Below are 17622 nucleotides of genomic sequence, written 5' to 3'. Positions count from 1 at the left end.
ACCCCATCACGGCCTATCAGATAGGCAACCGAAGTTTAAAGCTAACTTCCGTAAGCATCGTTTTCCGCTCCGCCGGTTCCTGCGGACTTGTACGTGTACTTCCAATTGGCTTATTTTCCCTGACACGGAGGCCTATGAACTAATTTCCGGCCCCGGCAGATACCGGGTCGGCATAGAATTTCAACCATTATGAATATTACCTATCGGGATCTTATCGATCAGACTTATTATTTCCCCACAGAAGAGTTCGACCTGGAGGGGGACCGGCTCCGTTTCCACGGGGTTTCCCTCACAGACCTGATTGAGCGCTACGGCAGCCCGCTGAAGTTTACCTACCTGCCCAAGATTTCCCAGAATATCAACCGGGCCAAGGACTGGTTTGCCGAGGCGATGGAAAAGCACGACTACCCGGGTAAGTACTATTATTGCTACTGCACCAAGAGCTCGCATTTCCGCTATGTGCTGCACGAAGCCCTGAAGAACGACATCCACATCGAGACATCTTCCGCCTTCGACATCGATATTGTCGAGAATCTGAAGGCGCAGGGGTTGATCAGCGACCGCACCTACGTGATCTGCAACGGCTTTAAACGGGAGGCCTACGTGGACAATATTGGGCGGCTTATCAACGAAGGCCACCGGAATTGCATCCCGATTATCGATAATTACGAGGAGCTTTCCCTTCTGGACGAAGTCATCGACCAACCTTTCAAGGTCGGGATCCGAATCGCTTCCGAGGAGGAGCCGAAGTTTGAGTTTTACACCTCCCGCCTGGGGATCGGCTACAAGGACATCGTCCCGTTTTACGAGAACCAGATCCGGGATAACGACAAGGTGGAACTCCGGATGCTGCATTTTTTCATCAATACGGGGATCCGCGACAATGCGTATTACTGGAACGAACTCAACAAGTGCCTCAAGGTATACGTCCGCCTGAAAAAGCTGTGCCCGAGCCTGGACAGTCTGAATATCGGCGGGGGTTTCCCGACCAAGAATTCCCTTTCCTTCCAATACGATTACGCCTATATGGTGGATGAGATCGTGAACCAGATTAAGCTCACCTGCGAGGAAGGAGACGTGCCCCCGCCCAACATCTTCACCGAATTCGGCAGTTTTACCGTGGGGGAAAGCGGCGGGGCCGTATACAAGGTGTTGTACCAGAAACAACAGAACGACCGGGAGAAATGGAATATGATTGACAGCTCGTTTATCACGACCCTGCCGGATTCCTGGGCCATCAACAAACGCTTTATCATGCTGTCGGTAAACCGCTGGGACGACCCGTACGAGCGCGTACTCCTGGGCGGGCTCACCTGCGACAGCGACGATTATTACAACAGCCAGCAGGACATGAATGCCATTTACCTGCCCAAGTTCCATTCGGGCAAACCCCTGTACATCGGGTTTTTCAATACGGGGGCATACCAGGAAACCATCGGCGGGTTCGGGGGGCTGCACCACTGCCTGATCCCCCAGCCAAAGCACCTGCTGATAGACCGGGAAGAAAACGGCGAGGTATTTATATCGGTGTTCAGCGAACAGCAAACGGCCCGGGACCACATGCAGATCCTGGGTTACGGTCCGGGCCCCGACGGGGAACCGGAAGCGCAAACCAGCCTGCGCACCGGTAAAAAACGGGAAACGGCCTCCTGAATGGCCCGTGAAATCCAAAATCATTCACCTGTAAAACCTAATTGACTACCCCTATGAAACAATCGAAGAATTACGCCGGGATTCCTGACGAATTCTCGCAAATGGAGAAAGCCGCCGTGGTCCTGATCCCCGTGCCTTATGACGGTACGAGTACCTGGGGAAAAGGCGCGGACAAAGGCCCCGACGCCTTCCTGGAGGCATCGGAAAACATGGAGCTCTACGACATCGAAACCGGCACGGAGGTGTACCGTCAGGGCATCTACCTGGCCCCGCCTGTCACGGGGGATCACCCCGAGGGGGTGGTTAACGCGGTCCACGACCAGGTGAAGGATTACATCATGCGAAACAAGTTCGTTACGCTGTTCGGGGGGGAGCACTCGCTATCGATCGGGTCGATCCGGGCCTTCAACGAGTGCTTCGACGACCTGACCGTCCTGCAGATCGACGCCCATGCGGACCTGCGTAAAACCTATGAAGGCACGGCCTACAACCACGCCTGCGCGGTGCACGAGGCATCGCAAACCACCAACCTGGTTCAGGTGGGCATCCGCAGCATGGATGCTATTGAAAAGACCTATATGGACCCGGAGAAGGTGTTTTTTGCCCACGAAATGGCTGCGGACGAGTTCTGGATGGACAAGGTCATTGAGTTGCTCACGGACAACGTGTTTATCACTTTTGACCTGGACGCCTTGGATCCGTCCATTTTGCCGTCCACGGGCACCCCGGAGCCCGGGGGCCTCTTTTGGTACGAGACCCTGGAATTTTTATTTCGGGTCTTTGAGGAAAAAAACGTGGTGGGCTTCGACATCGTGGAGCTCTGCCCCAACCCGGCCGACCGGTCCTCGGATTTCCTGGCGGCCAAGTTGTATTATAAAATGTTGAGTTATAAATTCAGGGAGGATGCGATCGAAGGGGATGCCTGAGCGCCGCGGCGCCTTGCCCTATGCCCCAATGTCGCCTCCCGATAAAAGTTAAGAACATGGATTCAAATGCCCCGGTTACCGATTTTATTACCCGATACTTCCGCCACTTCAACGCCGCCGCCCTGGTGGACGCCGCCAAAGGCTACCAGGACCAGTTGGACCAGGGCGCAAAAATGCTCGTCTCCCTGGCCGGGGCGATGAGCACTGCCGAGCTCGGGCGGATTTTTGCCGAGATGATCCGGCAGGACAAGGTGCATATTATCAGCTGTACGGGCGCCAACCTGGAGGAGGACATCATGAACCTGGTGGCCCACAGCCATTACCGGAGGGTCCCCGAATACCGGGACCTCACCCCGAAAGACGAATGGGCGCTGCTGGAAAAAGGCCTCAACCGGGTAACCGACACGTGCATCCCGGAGGAAGAAGCTTTCCGGCGGCTGCAGGAGCACATTTTTAAGATCTGGAAGGATGCAGAAGCGGCCGGGGAGCGGTATTTCCCCCATGAATTTATGTATAAGCTCCTGCTCTCCGGCGTGCTGGAACCCCATTACGAGATAGATTTAAAGGATTCCTGGATGTACGCGGCGGCGGAAAAGAACCTGCCCCTGGTTTGCCCGGGTTGGGAGGACAGCACCATGGGAAACATCTTTGCTTCCTACGTGGTCAAGGGCGAACTGAAAGCCAGCACGATGAAATCCGGCATTGAGTACATGACCTACCTGGCCGACTGGTATACGGACAATTCCGATAAGGGGATCGGATTCTTCCAGATCGGGGGCGGCATAGCCGGCGACTTCCCCATCTGCGTGGTACCGATGCTCTACCAGGACCTGGAGCGCACCGAGACGCCGTTCTGGAGCTATTTCTGCCAAATCAGCGACAGCACCACGAGCTATGGATCCTACTCCGGCGCGGTGCCCAACGAGAAGATCACCTGGGGAAAACTGGGGATCGACACACCGAAGTTTATCGTGGAGAGCGACGCGACGATTGTCGCGCCCTTAATTTTTGCTTACCTTTTAAACATGTAATTATGGATAACCTCAAGCGCGTCATAGTAGATTTTAAGAAACTGACCCCCGAGGTGCTGAAGTTGCTGGTCGAGAAGTATCCGGACGGTTACGACGACGACAACATCATCACCTTCAGGAATGCGCAGGGCGAACGCGTGGAAGCGGTAGAAGTTACCACGGACGACACGAAATACCTGGTTAAAATCAGCGCCAAGCTGGAGAAAACCATGGCCAACTACGAGGAGGAAGACTACGAGGATTTTGACGACGATGACCCGGAGGCCATTCCGGACGTCGAAATCGATTCGGAAGACGACCCGGAAATGTGATTCCGCCCAAACCGAATGCAATCAACTTTTTCCCGTGCCGCCTGCAGCTTCCGGTGGCCAGCCCTTAAATTTAGATTTCCATGACCCAATTACCAACGCTCGGGAGCGAAGAGTGGTGCGTCTTTGACGACCTGGGCATCCCGGCAATAAAGGCCCGGGTGGATTCCGGGGCCAAGACATCCTCCATGCAGGCCACCAATATCAAGGTGGTGATGAAGCACGGGGAAGAATGGGTGCACTTTGAGGTACACCCGCTCCAGGATACGCGCAGTATCACTATTCCGTGCGAAGCGAAACTGGTAGACCGGCGGTATGTAAAAAGTTCCTCGGGGATCACCGAGGAGCGCCTGGTTATCCGGACACCTGTACGCCTGGGGGAGGATACCTTTGAAATCGAAGTAACCCTGGCCAGCCGGGACACGATGGAGTACCGCATGCTCCTGGGCCGGGAGGCCCTCTCGGGACGCTACCTGGTAAACCCCGCTGCGAGTTTCAGCCAGCAGGAGATCAGCGACGCGGAACTCGAAGGGCTGTACAAGCCACATCGCCCTTCCCGGTCCGGCCTGAAGATTGCGCTCCTTGCCAGCAACCCGCAGCTCTACAGCAACAAGCGCATCATGGAAGCCGCCCAGGGCAGGGGGCACGAAATCGTGTTCCTCAACGTGGAGCTCGCCTACATGAAACTCGATGCCCGCTCCCCGGAAATCCGCTACCGTGGGGGCAACATCCTCAATGAATTCGACGCGATCATCCCGAGGATCAAGCCCGCCGTCACGTTTTACGGTTGCGCGCTGATCCGGCAATTCGACAACCTGGGGGTCTATTGCCTGAATTCCGCCGAGGCCATTACGCAATCCCGCGACAAACTATTTGCCTCCCAGCTTTTTTCCCGCCACGACATCCATATCCCCATTACCGGATTTGCCAAGTCCCCGAACGACACCCGGGACCTGATCAAGATGGTGAACGGGGCGCCCCTGATCATCAAACTCCTCGAGAGCACGCAGGGCAAAGGGGTGGTGCTGGCCGAAACCAACAAGGCCGCCGAAAGCGTAATCAATGCCTTTAAAAGCGTCCAGACAAACATCCTGGTGCAGGAATTTATCAAGGAGGCCAATGGCCAGGATATCCGCTGCTTTGTGATCAACAACAAGGTGGTGGCCTCCATGCAGCGGCAGGCGGAAAAAGGCGAATTCCGGGCAAACATCCACCAGGGGGGGAGTGCTTCCCCGGTAAAAATCACCTCCGAGGAGCGGAAGCTGGCTATCAAGGCGGCCAAGGTGCTCAACCTGGCGGTCGCCGGGGTGGATATCATCCGGTCCAACAAGGGGCCGTTATTGCTGGAAGTCAACTCGTCGCCGGGCCTGGAGGGCATCGAAAATGCCACCGGCAAGGACATTGCGGACAGCATGATCCGCGCGATAGAGAAGAAGCTCAACTATCAGCCTGCCTGAGCCCGCAATTCAGCCAACATGGTAGCGGTGGTTTTCTGCAGGTCGTATTCCGGCTGCCAGCCCCAGTCCTCCCGGGCCTGGGAATCGTCTATGCGGCTCGGCCAGGAATCGGCGATTTCCTGCCGGAAATCCGGGGCGTATTCAATTCTGAAATCCGGAATCTCCCGCCGGATGGCCTCTGCGAGTTCCTCCGGGCTGAAGGTCATTGCCTGCAGGTTGTAGGAAGAGCGGATGCTCAGGGCCTCCGCATCGGCGCGCATCAATTCGATGGTCGCCCGGATCGCGTCGTCCATATACATCATGGGCAGGCGTGTATCCCGGTCCAGGAAACTCGTATAGGTGCCGTTTTTCAAGGCTTCGTGAAAGATCTCTACCGCGTAGTCCGTGGTGCCCCCTCCCGGCTGAGTCTTCCAGCTGATGAGCCCGGGATATCGGAGGCTGCGCACATCCACGCCGAATTTCCGATGGTAGTAGGCACACCAGCGTTCCCCGGATTGTTTGCTGATGCCGTATACGGTACTCGGTTCCATCACGGTGGACTGGGGGGTATCCTCCTTGGGGGTCGTACCCCCGAAGACCGCAATGCTCGATGGCCAGAATATTTTGGAAATCTTGTTTTCCCTGGCGAGCTTCAGGACGTTGAACAGCGTATTCATGTTCAGGTTCCATGCCCGGTCCGGGAACTTTTCGGCCGTAGCGCTCAGCATAGCAGCCATCAGGTAAATCTCGTCCACCTCGTAATGCACTACCACCTCTTCCATGGCGTCGGCGTCTGTGGCATCCAGGATTTCAAACGGCCCGGAACCCATCAGTTCGGAATCGCCCTCCCGGATGTCGCTCGCCACCACGGCCTCCGGCCCGTGAATCCCCCTCAGGGCCAGGGTGAGTTCCGTGCCGATCTGCCCGCAGGCGCCCAGAATCAAGATGGTTTTGGCCATATCGCGTGCGCTAATAGTTTGCGCGGCTAAAGATAACTCTTTGTAAATTTGTACCTTCGATTATGAAGAAATTGTGCGCTTTTTTCCTGCTCTTATGCGTGCTTTCCGGTTGTGACCAGCCGGCGGGCCCGCGGATTGACAGCCCCCCTGAGGGAACCCTCCCGGACACGCTCCCCCTGCCGGAACCGGTGGGTCTGCAGGGTCCGGTCCGCACTGCAGTGGCAGATTGGGAGGCGTTTACCGCGCTCGAGGAGCGCATCGCATCCCTATACAACGTGCAGGGTCCTGAAGAAATGAAATTAAAACTCGAGGAACTCACCGCCGATTTTCAGGCCCTCGAGGAATCGGAATTCCCGGAACTATTTAATATCCCATCGGTCAGGAGCAGGGAGCGGGTGGTCCGGACATTCCTGCTGAAAACCCAGGCGGCCCTGTATTACCGCAGGGATTACCGCCCGGCACTGCGCCAGTTCCTGGAAGCCTATAACGCCTTCCGGTCTCAGCTCAACCGCGTGGAGTCCAGCCAGCTCGACCCGTCCCTCTTTGACGAGGACTAAAACCCAGACCATGAAAAGATTCTCCCTGTTATTCATGTGTTGCCTGCCCCTGATGGTGGCGGGGCAGCAAGCCGAAAAAAAACATTTGGACAGTTTGCTAACGGCCTGGCACCAGGCCGCTTCGGACGCCGATTTTGATGCGTATTTCGGTTTGATGGCCCCCGGCGGGGTGTTCATCGGCACGGATGCCTCTGAAAATTGGGACCGGGAGGCCTTCATGGAATTTTCCAGGCCGTATTTTGACCAGGGGAAGGCCTGGTCATTCCGGGCTATCGAGCGGAATATCTACCTTGGGCCCGGGGGAAAAACCGCCTGGTTCGACGAACTGCTGGATACCTGGATGCAACTCTGCAGGGGGTCCGGGACACTGGTGAAAACCCCGGAAGGCTGGAAGATTGCGCACTATGTCCTGTCGATGACCATTCCCAATGAAGAGGTGGAGGGGGCTGTTGCCCTGAAGAGAGAACGAGATAGCCTGGTTCGCGCCCGCCTTACCGGTGACGGGCAATAGCCGGATTCGAAGGGATTGATACGTATCGCGCCATTGATACCGGCGGGTCGGCACGCTTTTGGTATGCGGCCTTTGCTTCCCTGGAGTTATCCGGTTAGTTATCCGGGTTTTCCCCTTCCTGCGCCTGTTGTTTCCTGGATTCGAGTGCCTGCTTGCTCAGGCTGGCCAGGTTGAAATTGGGATCCATGGCCAGGGCCTCGTCAAAACTGGCAATCGCCTTGTCGATGTTGTTGCGGTTCATACCGTATTGCGCCAGGCCGCGGAGGTGGATCAATGCGGACTTCAGCGAGACCTCGTAGGGCTGCTGCCTTTCGTAAAAGGCGTATTTCATCTCGTCCGTAGCGTGTTCAATACCGTATTCGATGGCGGTTAGCGCCCCGGCATTTTCTCCCACCTGGATTTTCAGATCGGCGATCTCATACGAGAGGTAGGGGTTCGGGTTGCGGTCGAACAGGGCTTCGAAATGCTCCAGCGAACGTTTGGGCTGGTTCAGGGATTTCAGGGAAAGGGCTTTGACCTGCAGGGCGATATCCGAATCCTCCGGGCTGAGGTCCACCCCCAGCAGGTTAAGCGCCTGCAGGTGCTGGTCGTTGTTGGCGTATACGTAGGCCAGCGTGTCCCGCCGCTCCACGGAATAATCCAGGAGGTTCAGGTGGGTGAGGGCGTTGATCACTCCGCGCACATCGCCCTGCACGCGCATTTGGCGGTAGTAATCCTCATAGTGTTTTTTCAGGGCCGACTCCGTTTGGGCAGTCAGCTGGAATCCTGCGGCCAGCAGGATAAGCCAAACCAGTTTTTTCATTTTGACAGTGTTTCAGGTGGGCAAAATTACGTTATTTTTTGTAGTCGCACCAGCAACCCCTGAAAGCCGGGTGTCCCGGTCTGATCCTGATTGGCAGGGAACTCGCATTACGAGGATACAAGCGGGCACAAAAAAGGGGGGCGTCATTCGGCCCCCCTCTTGAATTGGGTCATGGTTGGTTAGCGGGACAGATCAGTACAGGACGGCCTGGCGTTTGCCGGCCCGGAACCGCCTGAGCAATTGGGCGTAGAAAGACAGACTTTTGCGGTCTGTCTGCAAACATCCGGTTAGGAATGCCTTCAGGTTTTTAAACAATAGGTTGACGTGCAGCACCGGCAGGTTCAGGTTGACTTTTCCCGGCCGGTAACTGGCATTGTCCGCTAGTACAAACATCCTGATGCGTTTGCGATGGTAGTCGATGTCCACGTCTGCCGCATTGTAATGGTTGCGCAGCAGATCGCGGTGGAGTTCGCGATATCGCTCGTCATTCTGATTTTTTCCGCAACTCTCGGAGATCAACTCCTCGAGGTCGGAAACGATCCGTTCTTCGATGTGTTTTGTTTCCATGACATGTGGTTTTAACTATACTAAAGTTACCGTTTATCGATAAAAAACTGTAAATCAACGGAATAAATTAACCATTTGTCGATGATTTTGTTGTGAAACACACCTGGGATGTGGTGAATCAGGCCTCAGGAGTTGTCAGAAATTCGTACGTATTAACAAGAAAATGCCTACTTTTTATGCGTTTGCCCGGTTTTTGTCCTGTGGAATCCACATATTGGGGTGGCGGGATGCCCCGTTCCAGGGCTTCGCCTTGATAATAATCGGCCTTGGCCGGGTGGCCCGGGGCTACCCCGTTGGCAATACCTACCTGGGAAGGGTCGCGTATCGCCCGTTCAATGAGGTTCAGGCAGTCTGTACGTTCGATGAGATTCACCGGGTCATTCCCCCCGGAAAGCCCCGTCCGCCCGGAGAGCATCGTCACCGGGTGGCGATTCGGACCGATTAACCCGCCAAATCGAAGGATGAGTGAAGACCCGGCGAGAGGGGAAGCCCGGAGGATTTCTTCCGCCCGCAGCAGTTGCCTGCCGCTTTCGCTGTCCGGTTCGGGTTCCGCGGCTTCGTCCACCACCCCCTGGCTGCGGCCGTAGACCGAAGTACTCCCGATGTAGATCAGGCGGGGGACCCCATGGTCTTCAAGGGCGCGGACCAGGTGGCGTATTTTGGCCGGATAATCCGTTTGCGGATTTGCCCGGATCCCCGGGGGAATATTGCATACCAACAGGTCGAGCCCTTGCAGAAATTCCCGCCAATCCCCGGTAAAGCCGGTTTCCGTCAACACCACTTGAAAAGCTCGTATCCCGGCATTTTCCAGCTTGTCCAACTTTTCGGCCCGCGTAGTGGTTCCCCGTACCGAATAACCGGATTCCAGTAGCCTGCCGGCCAGGGGGAAACCCAGCCAGCCGCAACCGAGGATGCCGATGGTCCCGGGGGCATCCGGTAAAGTGTGACGGGCGGAGTCGGGGGAATCACTCAAAATGCAGGGATTTAATCAAGAGGACGGCATCGTTCAGTATAAATGGCATGGGGATCGTTTCAGCGGGCCGCGGGGGGATGCTGAACCAGGGGTTATCCAGCAAGTCGTTGGAGGCTTCGTACAGGGTCAGTTCCAGGGCCTCCCCGGCCGGGAATTCCAAATCCAGACGGGTCGGGGCATTGTCGCTCACATAGTGGGTGACCAGTTTGCCGCCTCGTCGCCGGTCGAGGTAATCCTCGGAAAGCTCCACCCCGTTGACACGGGCAGCGCTGAGTTCCGCCCCGGTGGCAAAGACTTCCAGGCGGTTAATATCCCTTTGGGGGATAATTTCCAGAACCAGGTGGTGCCGGCCGCCGATCAGGGTATCCGTCAGGATTTCCACGGCGGGTTCCGGGATGGGTTTGCGGCTCGCTTCGCGGATAAACGTGAAACCCGAATTGTATTTGCTGCTCAGCGTATGCAGGCCGGCGGTTTCCGGCCGCTCCGGTTCGGGGCCCAGGTAGGCCTGCGTCCAATCGGAAGGGACCTGTTCGTACGTGGCCCAGAAGGCCTGTTGCGTATCGGTTTGGCCCACGTACAGCAAACTGGTGGGCTTAGGGTTTTCGGGGGTATACCGGCTGGAGAAATGCGCCCCTGCCAGGAACCCGGCAAACAACAGGAGGCCCAACCCGCCGAGGCGCGCTTTGTTGGGAAGCCTTGCCAGCAGCCCGAGGAGCAACAAAAACAGGAAGGTGGTCATCAGGCTCGCCGCGATCAGCATTTTCATCCCGAGACCCACCGGAAACATTTTAACAAACGGCGCAAAAATCCAGAGGGCGGGGATGCCCAACAGGCACAGGACGTACGGATTGGGGGACTCCTTCAGGCAGCTGATCAGCAGCGCCATCAACAGGGCGATCCCCGGGATCAGGAAAAAAGCTGCCCCGGGCAGGTAGATGTTCAGCACCCCGCAAAGTACCAACCAAAGGAGGAGTGGGGCCACCAGTGTATCGGCCGGTGGGAGTTTCCGGAACCTGGAATACACCAGGAAACAGATGCCGGCCGCCAGGGCCGCCCAGGCAGCGATATACAGGTAGCCGTTATAGGGGAAGCCTTGCAGGATATCCCCATAGCCCGGGTAGAGGGTTTTGAGCAGCGGCCAGGCAAAGTAGCCGGCCGCGCCGTTGAGTATCAGGCAGGCGAATAGCGGGGCAAACCCTTTGAGGATTCCCCTCCCGTGCAGTTGCCCGTTGCGTAAACCAATCGCGCAGACCAGGAGGAAACCGAGCACCGCCAGGCCAAATATCGGCCAGATCCAGCGAAAGGGATAGGTGACCAGCCCAAAAAAAGGCAGGTTGAAATAGACGGAATCCTCCCCGCTTTTCAGGCCGTCCAGGGAAGCCTGGCTAAAGTGTTCCAGGAGGGGGACCAGGTAACTGCCCTGATGCGCGAGGGTTCTGAGATCCAATCGTTCCGGGGTGTCCAGGGCTGTATGGTAGTCAAAGTGGTCGTCGATGAAGGCAAAGTTCATCCCCTCGATATCCCCGTCCTCCCGGAAGACCGTCAGGTCCGTATCGTTGGGAAGCATTTTATAAATGCTGTAGGCCAGCGAATTCGCGACGGGGTATTCGGCCCCGGCAGCAACAAAAGCGTCCACGAGTCCGGAATTTCCGCCGTTGGTCTCCAGGAGCATGTACCCGGGCCCCCCGCTGCCCCGTGCTTCGAAGTTCAGCACAAGGCCCACATCCTGGGCCCAGGGGTGCTGGTTGACAAAAAGGTCGGCCCCGTTCAGGCCGAGCTCTTCGGCATCCGAAAACAGGAGGATGATGTCGTTGGCAGGCTGCTCACCAGATTCGCGGTAGGCGCGGACGGCCTCCAGGATCACGGCCACTCCGCTGCCCGCGTCGCTCGCCCCGAAGGAGGAATGCGGGCTGCTGTCGTAATGGGAGAGGAGCAGGAGCGCTTTTCCGGACCCCGTCCCGGGTATCCGGGCCAGAATATTGACCGCCTTGCTCAGGTTGCCCCAGTCGCCGGCCGTGTATCCTTCCTGCAATTCGGGTTCCAGGCCCATTCCGCGAAGCGTGCGCACCAGGTATTCCCGTACGTCATCGTGTCCAGGAAAACCTACCCCGTGGGGTTTTCGGGCTATCGCTACAACGTGCTCCATCGCCCGGTCGGTGGAGAATTCGGCCGCCGGGACATCCGCGTCCTCATGGTAGCGGGGAGTAGCGCTTTCAAAAGCCCAGAAGGTGGCTGCCAGCAGCAGGAGCAGGCAGAGGACGGTAGCGGTAGGTTTCATACTGAGGATTTCGCAATTAAAAGTATAAAAAATTGCAGGGCCCCGGCATTTCAGCGATTTAATTTAGAAGGTATTGAAAGAAAATACTATATTTAAGAATAACCTGACTAAATATAACTCCATGGCTATTAAGAGTTTTCAGGGCCGCAGGGCCAAGGATCCATCGAAAAAAGAATACGACGCCCCCATCCTGGTGTCCGATTATATGACGCGTAACCTGGTCACTTTCCGACCCGATCAGTCGATTCTCGAAGTGATGGAAGCCTTTACGCGCCACCGGATTTCCGGGGGTCCCGTACTGGACGACAACGGGTTTTTGGTCGGCATTGTCTCCGAGGCCGACTGCATGAAGCAAATCTCGGAAAGCAGGTATTTCAACCAGCCGATCCTGGATAAAAGCGTCGAGCGTTTTATGACCAAGGAGGTGGAAACAATCCCCCATGACATGTCCATTTTCGACGCGGCCGGGGTGTTTCACAAAAACAACCGCCGTCGCTTACCCGTTATGAAGGATGGGTTGCTCATCGGGCAGATCAGCCGGAAGGATATCGTTGTGGCTGCCCTGAAGCTGAATTCCCAAAACTGGAAATAGCGCACCGCCCCCGGGAGTCCCCGGGCCGCATTGTACCCTTTGTACCCAGCAGGTATCCCCCCGCCAAACAAGGCGGAAATCGTATACCAGATGACCTGGCTTACCCCCGGCATCCCGCGCGATACCGGTAAACAGGTTTGGATCAAAACCCCCGGCGAGTAACTCCTGTCTTTGGATAACCCCGCAGGTCTGCCCCCTGAGGTGGGCGTGCAGGATGCGGTAATTTTGCTTAAGCCGCCTATTCACCGAACGGAACAGCCCGTTGGTTTCCCGGTTTCGCGAATTGTGATAGGCGTTCCGGCAGGCATCCGAACAAAAACGCTTGTCCGACCGGCCGCTGAATCCTTCCCCGCATTCCCTGCATATCCCCCTCATGGCCCCAAAAGTACCTCCCGGGGCTGTAAATGCCTTTCAGTCTTCCATAATCAGCGCCGGCAACCCGAGCTCCCGGTAACTCCGGTTGTAGCCTTCCATGCCTTCGTTTACAATGGCGTCCCGCTCGCGTGCCAGGCTTCGCCAGGCAGTCATGAGGTCGCGCAGGCGTTCGCGCGCCCCCTGGGTGAGGACCGGTTCCGCGCCGTCGATGTAACCCTTCAGGTACATGAATTCGGCATTGAGCTGGTTGTTGTAATTGATGACGTCCTGGAAGGTTTTCTGCCGGGGCTGGATCAGTTCTTCTTCCCAGTCCGTAATCCGTTGCAACAGGGAGTCGCCCAGCTTCAGCAGGGGTTCTGCCTTTTCATCCCCGGAAAGCAAATCGGCGTAGGTCTCCAGCTGGGAGCGGACGGAACGCAACTGGTTGACGGCGCGGTGCATGTCGCGCAGGGCCTCCTCAATTTGCGACAGGGCCTCCTGTTGTTCCCGGAAATCTGCCGGGGTCGCCCCGATATCCGGCCGGGGCACAATCCGGATGGGCTGGGTAGCCTCTGTGGAATCCATGCGGATCCGGGCGGTATAATTTCCGGGTGCCACACGGGAACCTGAATAATCCCCCATCACAAATACCCCGTCCACGGCCGGGATGGCTTCCCGGCGAAAGTCCCAGACAAATCGGTTCAGTCCGGTATGGGCTGTCAGGGTTTCCGGTTTGGACGGCCCCCCCGGCCAGGTTTTGAAATCTTTTGGGGGTTGGTTCGTATAGCTGCGGATTACGCGGTTATTCTCCAGGATTTCCAGGACGATTTCGGCGGAATCCGCCTCACGCCCCAGGTAGTAGTCCAGGATGACCCCGGATTTGGGGTTCTGGCCCAGCCCGGGTGTCGGCTTTTCCTGGTATCCCCCGGAAAACAACACGGTCTCCCGCGGCTGAATCAGGGAGATGGGTTGCCGGCGGTCGTAATCCTGCTGGAGCGCGGACAGGTCGTCCAGGATCCAGAAGGCCCGGCCGGCGGTTGCCGCCACCAGGTCGTTGTTGCGGAATGTGAGATCGTTGATGGGCACTACCGGGAGGTTCAGCTGGAAGGGCTGCCAGTAGCCTCCCGCGTCCCGCGATATGTACAGCCCGGTTTCCGTACCCGCGTAGAGCAGGCCGGGGCGTATGGGGTCTTCGCGGACAACGCGTACAAACCCATTCGGGTCGTCCAGGCCGTCGGTGACCAGGCTCCAGCTGGCGCCGTAGTCCGTCGTTTTATAGACGTAGGGAGTCAGGTCCATAAATTTGTACCGCATCAGCGTGGCGTAGGCGGTGGCCGGGTGGTGGGGGGAGACCTCGATGCTGTTGACAATGCCCTGGCCCATACCTTCCGGGGTGACGTTTTCCCAACTTTCGCCTCCGTTGCGGGTCAGGTGGATCAGTCCGTCGTCGCTTCCCGCCCACAACGTCCCCTGTTCGTGGGGGGATGCCGTCAGGTACATGATCGTGTTGTAATTTTCGCCCCCTGCCGCCTCGTTGGTGAACGGGCCACCTCCGGGCCCTTGTTTGTCGGCTTCGTCCCGGGTGAGGTCCGGGCTGATGACCTCCCAGCTCAGGCCCCCGTCCTGAGAGCGGAACACGACGTTCCCGGCATGGTAAATCGTATTCCTGTCAAACGGGTCGCTCACAATGGGCGCATTCCAGTTATACCGGTATTTTTGGTCTTCCGGGGCTTTGCTCAGGCCGAGTTCGGGGTATTCCTGGATTTCCTTCGCCGTCCGGCGATCCCGGAACCACTTCTCGATGATCCCCTGGTAACATCCCCCGTAAACTACGTCCGGGTCGTCCGGGTCAAAGGCCAGGTACGCGCTTTCGCAACCCGCCACCGAATGCCAGTCCTTCCAGTCGATGCCCCCGTCCGAAGTCCGGCTGGCAATTGCAATGGCGGAATTGTCCTGCTGGCCGCCGTAGACCAGGTAGGGGAACTGATTGTCCGTGATCACCCGGTAGAATTGGGCGGTTGGCTGATTTTCCTGACTGCTCCAGCTGGCTCCCCCGTTGAGGGAAATGTTGCCCCCCCCGTCATTGGCATTGATCATCACCTGGTTGTCCTCCGGGTGGATCCAAAGATCGTGGTTATCCCCGTGCGGCGTGGGGATAGGCTGGAAGGTCTTTCCCCCGTCGATAGAGCGGGTCATCGGGGCATTGAGTACATAGACGCGCTCGGGGTCCTGCGTATCGGCGAAAATTTCCATGTAGTACCAGGACCGGGCGACATTGATCCGGTCCTTATTCACCTGCCGCCATTTGCCACCCCCATCGTCCGAGCGGTAAACCCCCGCCTGCTCGCCTTCGGCTTCCAGGACGGCATAGACGAGGCCGGAACGCGCCCCGGAGGCGGATATCCCTGCCTTCCCGAATGTCTCCGGCAGCCCTTTGCCCAATTTTTCCCAGGTGGTGCCGCCGTCGGAGGATTTATAGATGCCCGAACCTTTGCCCCCGGACTCCATGGTCCACGGATACCGGCGGTGTTCCCACATGGCCGCATAGAGGATCCGCGGGTTTTTGGGGTCCATACTCAAGGAGGCGGCTCCCGTCCAGTCGTTTACATGCAGCACGCGCTCCCAGGTTTGCCCTCCGTCGGCGGTCCTGTATACTCCCCGGTCCCCGCCCGGGCCGTACTGGGCCCCCTGGGCAGCCACATAGAAGGTGTCCGGATCCGTCGGATGGATGATCACGTCGGAGATGTGCCGGCTCTTATCCAGGCCAATGTGCTCCCAGGTAGTACCGGCATCGCGGGAGAGGTAAACCCCGTCCCCCATGGAAGTCATCACCCCTCGGGCTGCGTGTTCGCCCATCCCCGCGAGTACGACATTCGGGTCGGAAGGCGCCACGGCGATATCGCCTACCGTCCCGGTCTTCAGAAAGCCGTCCGAAATATTTTTCCAGGTAATGCCGTTGTCCCCGGTTTTCCAGATGCCACCCCCGGTAGTCCCCATGTAATAGGTTCCCGGCTGGTCTGCCACCCCGCATGCCGCCACACTCCGACCGCCCCTGAAGGGCCCGATGTTCCGCCAGGCCAGGCCCGAATACAGGGAATCCGGCAGGATTTCCCGGGGTGCCTGCCGCCGATTGCGTTGGGAGTAAGATGCTTGCGCTACAAGGGTGAATGTCAGAAGAAGGATCAGGTGTTTTTTCATCGATACAGGTTGATTAAAGCTCAGGAAATTTTGATTTTCGGTTATATCCGCGGGCGCCCGCTATGGCGGGTCTCCCGGGAAGGGTTATCGCACCATCAGTCGTCGATGGCGGCGAAGACCATCTGTCGGAATTTCCATCCGGTTTCGTCCTTGCCAGCACCCTGGGTTTGCTTCATAAGGATCCCGATCAGCTGCTCCCCGGGGTCGGCAAAATACTGGGTGTTGAAATAGCCGCCCCAATCAAAGGTGCCGATTCCGCCTTCGCCCCCCTGTGCCACGCCGTCCGGGTTCACGATGGCAAAGGCCAGGCCGTAATCCTTCGGGCCGCCGGACCAGAGATCGCCGATCTGGTTGGCCATCATGGTTTCAATAGTTGTCCGGCTCAGGAGCCGCTGTCCGTTGTATTCCCCCCCGTTGAGGTACATCTGCAGGAAGGCCGCATAATCAATGGCTGTACTGGATAGGCCGGCACCGCCTGCAAAGTAGGTGCGGGCGCCCTGTTTCGGGTAATCGATGTCAAATACATCCGTGGTGAAGGGCCTCCAATCCCCGTCGTCCGGGTCCCAATATTGCACGGGAACCAGCCTCTCAGCGCGGTCTTCCGGAAGGTAGAACCAGGTATCCGCCATGCCCAGGGGGTCGAAAATCCGTTCCTTGAGGAAGGCGTCAAAGGGCTTGCCGGACACCAATTCCACAAAGTACCCGAGCACGTCCAGGCCTTCGCTGTAGGTCCAGCCCTCCCCGGGCTCGTGGTGGAGGGGCATGCGGGCGAGTTTGGGGATGTTTTCGGCAAGGGTCACCGGGCGGGCCGTAAATGCATCGACAATCCCGGCTTTGGCATAAGCCTTCCGGAACCGGGGGTCCCCGTCGATCATCCCGTAACCGATCCCGGAGGTGTGCGTAAGCAGGTGCCGGATGGTAATCGGGGTTTCCAGGGGGGTGGTTGTAAAACTGCTGTCCGCTTCGCGGAATGTATCCAGGACACCGGTATCGGCAAACTCAGGGATGTAATCGGCAATGGGGTCATCCAACCGGAAACGGCCTTCTTCCCAGAGCATCATCACCGCGGTTGCGGTAATGGCCTTGGTTTGGGAAGCGATCCGGAAAATCCCGTCCGGGCGGAAAGGCAGGCTGTCCCGGACATTTGCCAGGCCGTACGCCTTGTGCAACACGATTTTTCCATTCCGGGCTACCAGGGCCACCGCACCGGGAATCTGGTCCCCGGCGATGGCGTGATGCAGCATGGAATCGATGCGGTCCAGGCGCTCGTCTGACATGCCCTGGCCGGTTGGGTCGGCCATGACCAGGTTTTCGGTAGTTCCTTCAGTCTGTGTGACGGGCTGCGGGTCCTGCCGGCATCCCACCGCAAGGGCCAGGAGGAGCAGAAGGCAGATGGTATTTTTCATAAGGTCTGTTTTTGGTGTGGTTGTCTTGGTTTGCGGATGCGATTCGGCGCAGTCAGGTGGCAGATAGGGCC

At 57.7% G+C, this 17622-nt stretch carries 15 protein-coding genes; 8 read left to right on the top strand and 7 right to left on the bottom strand.

Annotated elements, in window-relative coordinates:
• The first annotated feature begins 189 nt into the window (after nucleotides 1-189).
• The 5 genes from RB2501_RS01950 to rimK all read left to right on the top strand — a co-directional run bounded on the left by RB2501_RS01950 (nucleotide 190) and on the right by rimK (nucleotide 5375).
• Complete coding sequence (locus RB2501_RS01950) at nucleotides 190-1653, top strand: arginine decarboxylase (RefSeq protein WP_015753038.1); 1464 nt, start codon at nucleotides 190-192, stop codon at nucleotides 1651-1653.
• A gap of 53 nt (nucleotides 1654-1706) precedes the next feature.
• Entirely contained in the window at nucleotides 1707-2579 is an 873-nt protein-coding gene (speB, locus tag RB2501_RS01945; protein ID WP_015753037.1) for an agmatinase, read from the top strand.
• A 56-nt stretch (nucleotides 2580-2635) separates the two neighbouring features.
• Nucleotides 2636-3610, top strand: a complete 975-nt coding sequence (locus RB2501_RS01940) for a deoxyhypusine synthase family protein (RefSeq protein ID WP_015753036.1) — start codon at nucleotides 2636-2638, stop codon at nucleotides 3608-3610.
• Nucleotides 3611-3612: 2 nt separating this feature from the next.
• Nucleotides 3613-3921 (top strand): hypothetical protein, encoded by a 309-nt coding sequence (locus RB2501_RS01935; RefSeq protein WP_015753035.1) that lies wholly within the window; start codon nucleotides 3613-3615, stop codon nucleotides 3919-3921.
• A gap of 80 nt (nucleotides 3922-4001) precedes the next feature.
• Nucleotides 4002-5375, top strand: a complete 1374-nt coding sequence (gene rimK / locus RB2501_RS01930) for a 30S ribosomal protein S6--L-glutamate ligase (protein ID WP_015753034.1) — start codon at nucleotides 4002-4004, stop codon at nucleotides 5373-5375.
• Here rimK and RB2501_RS01925 read toward each other — a convergent pair.
• Nucleotides 5363-6313: an NAD-dependent epimerase/dehydratase family protein gene (locus RB2501_RS01925; protein WP_015753033.1), complete on the bottom strand. Its 951-nt coding sequence runs from the start codon at nucleotides 6311-6313 to the stop codon at nucleotides 5363-5365. The genes rimK and RB2501_RS01925 overlap by 13 nt on opposite strands.
• Nucleotides 6314-6375: 62 nt before the next feature.
• On the opposite strand from RB2501_RS01925, the gene RB2501_RS01920 reads away from it, so the two are divergent.
• Both RB2501_RS01920 and RB2501_RS01915 read left to right on the top strand, forming a co-directional pair.
• Nucleotides 6376-6870 (top strand): hypothetical protein, encoded by a 495-nt coding sequence (locus tag RB2501_RS01920; protein ID WP_015753032.1) that lies wholly within the window; start codon nucleotides 6376-6378, stop codon nucleotides 6868-6870.
• Between the two features lie 10 nt (nucleotides 6871-6880).
• Nucleotides 6881-7381 (top strand): nuclear transport factor 2 family protein, encoded by a 501-nt coding sequence (locus tag RB2501_RS01915; protein WP_041326899.1) that lies wholly within the window; start codon nucleotides 6881-6883, stop codon nucleotides 7379-7381.
• Nucleotides 7382-7475: 94 nt separating this feature from the next.
• Here RB2501_RS01915 and RB2501_RS01910 read toward each other — a convergent pair whose 3' ends face one another.
• The 4 genes from RB2501_RS01910 to RB2501_RS01895 form a co-directional block, all read right to left on the bottom strand.
• On the bottom strand, nucleotides 7476-8183 hold the full coding sequence (locus RB2501_RS01910) for a hypothetical protein (RefSeq protein WP_015753030.1): 708 nt from the start codon (nucleotides 8181-8183) through the stop codon (nucleotides 7476-7478).
• 192 nt (nucleotides 8184-8375) lie between these two features.
• Nucleotides 8376-8750, bottom strand: coding sequence for a hypothetical protein (locus RB2501_RS01905; protein ID WP_015753029.1), 375 nt, complete (start codon nucleotides 8748-8750; stop codon nucleotides 8376-8378).
• 118 nt (nucleotides 8751-8868) lie between these two features.
• A complete protein-coding gene (locus RB2501_RS01900; protein ID WP_015753028.1) occupies nucleotides 8869-9723 on the bottom strand; it encodes an SDR family oxidoreductase in 855 nt (284 codons plus the stop codon).
• Nucleotides 9716-12001 (bottom strand): M20/M25/M40 family metallo-hydrolase, encoded by a 2286-nt coding sequence (locus tag RB2501_RS01895; protein WP_015753027.1) that lies wholly within the window; start codon nucleotides 11999-12001, stop codon nucleotides 9716-9718. The genes RB2501_RS01900 and RB2501_RS01895 overlap by 8 nt, the downstream gene beginning before the upstream one ends.
• Nucleotides 12002-12122: 121 nt before the next feature.
• Between RB2501_RS01895 and RB2501_RS01890 the strand changes: the two genes are divergently transcribed.
• Nucleotides 12123-12593, top strand: a complete 471-nt coding sequence (locus tag RB2501_RS01890; protein ID WP_041327400.1) for a CBS domain-containing protein — start codon at nucleotides 12123-12125, stop codon at nucleotides 12591-12593.
• A 411-nt stretch (nucleotides 12594-13004) separates the two neighbouring features.
• On the opposite strand, the gene RB2501_RS01885 is transcribed toward RB2501_RS01890, so the two are convergent.
• Both RB2501_RS01885 and RB2501_RS01880 read right to left on the bottom strand, forming a co-directional pair.
• Nucleotides 13005-16145, bottom strand: a complete 3141-nt coding sequence (locus RB2501_RS01885; protein ID WP_015753024.1) for a VPS10 domain-containing protein — start codon at nucleotides 16143-16145, stop codon at nucleotides 13005-13007.
• A gap of 95 nt (nucleotides 16146-16240) precedes the next feature.
• Entirely contained in the window at nucleotides 16241-17551 is a 1311-nt protein-coding gene (locus RB2501_RS01880; protein WP_015753023.1) for a serine hydrolase domain-containing protein, read from the bottom strand.
• Nucleotides 17552-17622 lie beyond the last annotated feature (71 nt).

This window comes from Robiginitalea biformata HTCC2501, assembly GCF_000024125.1.
GTDB lineage: Bacteria > Bacteroidota > Bacteroidia > Flavobacteriales > Flavobacteriaceae > Robiginitalea > Robiginitalea biformata.
This window is presented reverse-complemented; position numbering and strand designations above follow the sequence as displayed.

Bases quoted from the DNA above. Each gene is read 5' to 3' on its own strand.
- RB2501_RS01895 (WP_015753027.1), bottom strand. From the start codon at position 12,001: ATGAAACCTACCGCTACCGTCCTCTGCCTGCTCCTGCTGCTGGCAGCC.
- RB2501_RS01910 (WP_015753030.1), bottom strand. From the start codon at position 8,183: ATGAAAAAACTGGTTTGGCTTATCCTGCTGGCCGCAGGATTCCAGCTG.
- RB2501_RS01935 (WP_015753035.1), top strand. From the start codon at position 3,613: ATGGATAACCTCAAGCGCGTCATAGTAGATTTTAAGAAACTGACCCCC.
- RB2501_RS01880 (WP_015753023.1), bottom strand. From the start codon at position 17,551: ATGAAAAATACCATCTGCCTTCTGCTCCTCCTGGCCCTTGCGGTGGGA.
- RB2501_RS01890 (WP_041327400.1), top strand. From the start codon at position 12,123: ATGGCTATTAAGAGTTTTCAGGGCCGCAGGGCCAAGGATCCATCGAAA.
- RB2501_RS01885 (WP_015753024.1), bottom strand. From the start codon at position 16,145: ATGAAAAAACACCTGATCCTTCTTCTGACATTCACCCTTGTAGCGCAA.
- RB2501_RS01905 (WP_015753029.1), bottom strand. From the start codon at position 8,750: ATGGAAACAAAACACATCGAAGAACGGATCGTTTCCGACCTCGAGGAG.
- RB2501_RS01920 (WP_015753032.1), top strand. From the start codon at position 6,376: ATGAAGAAATTGTGCGCTTTTTTCCTGCTCTTATGCGTGCTTTCCGGT.
- RB2501_RS01925 (WP_015753033.1), bottom strand. From the start codon at position 6,313: ATGGCCAAAACCATCTTGATTCTGGGCGCCTGCGGGCAGATCGGCACG.
- RB2501_RS01950 (WP_015753038.1), top strand. From the start codon at position 190: ATGAATATTACCTATCGGGATCTTATCGATCAGACTTATTATTTCCCC.
- RB2501_RS01915 (WP_041326899.1), top strand. From the start codon at position 6,881: ATGAAAAGATTCTCCCTGTTATTCATGTGTTGCCTGCCCCTGATGGTG.
- RB2501_RS01940 (WP_015753036.1), top strand. From the start codon at position 2,636: ATGGATTCAAATGCCCCGGTTACCGATTTTATTACCCGATACTTCCGC.
- speB (WP_015753037.1), top strand. From the start codon at position 1,707: ATGAAACAATCGAAGAATTACGCCGGGATTCCTGACGAATTCTCGCAA.
- rimK (WP_015753034.1), top strand. From the start codon at position 4,002: ATGACCCAATTACCAACGCTCGGGAGCGAAGAGTGGTGCGTCTTTGAC.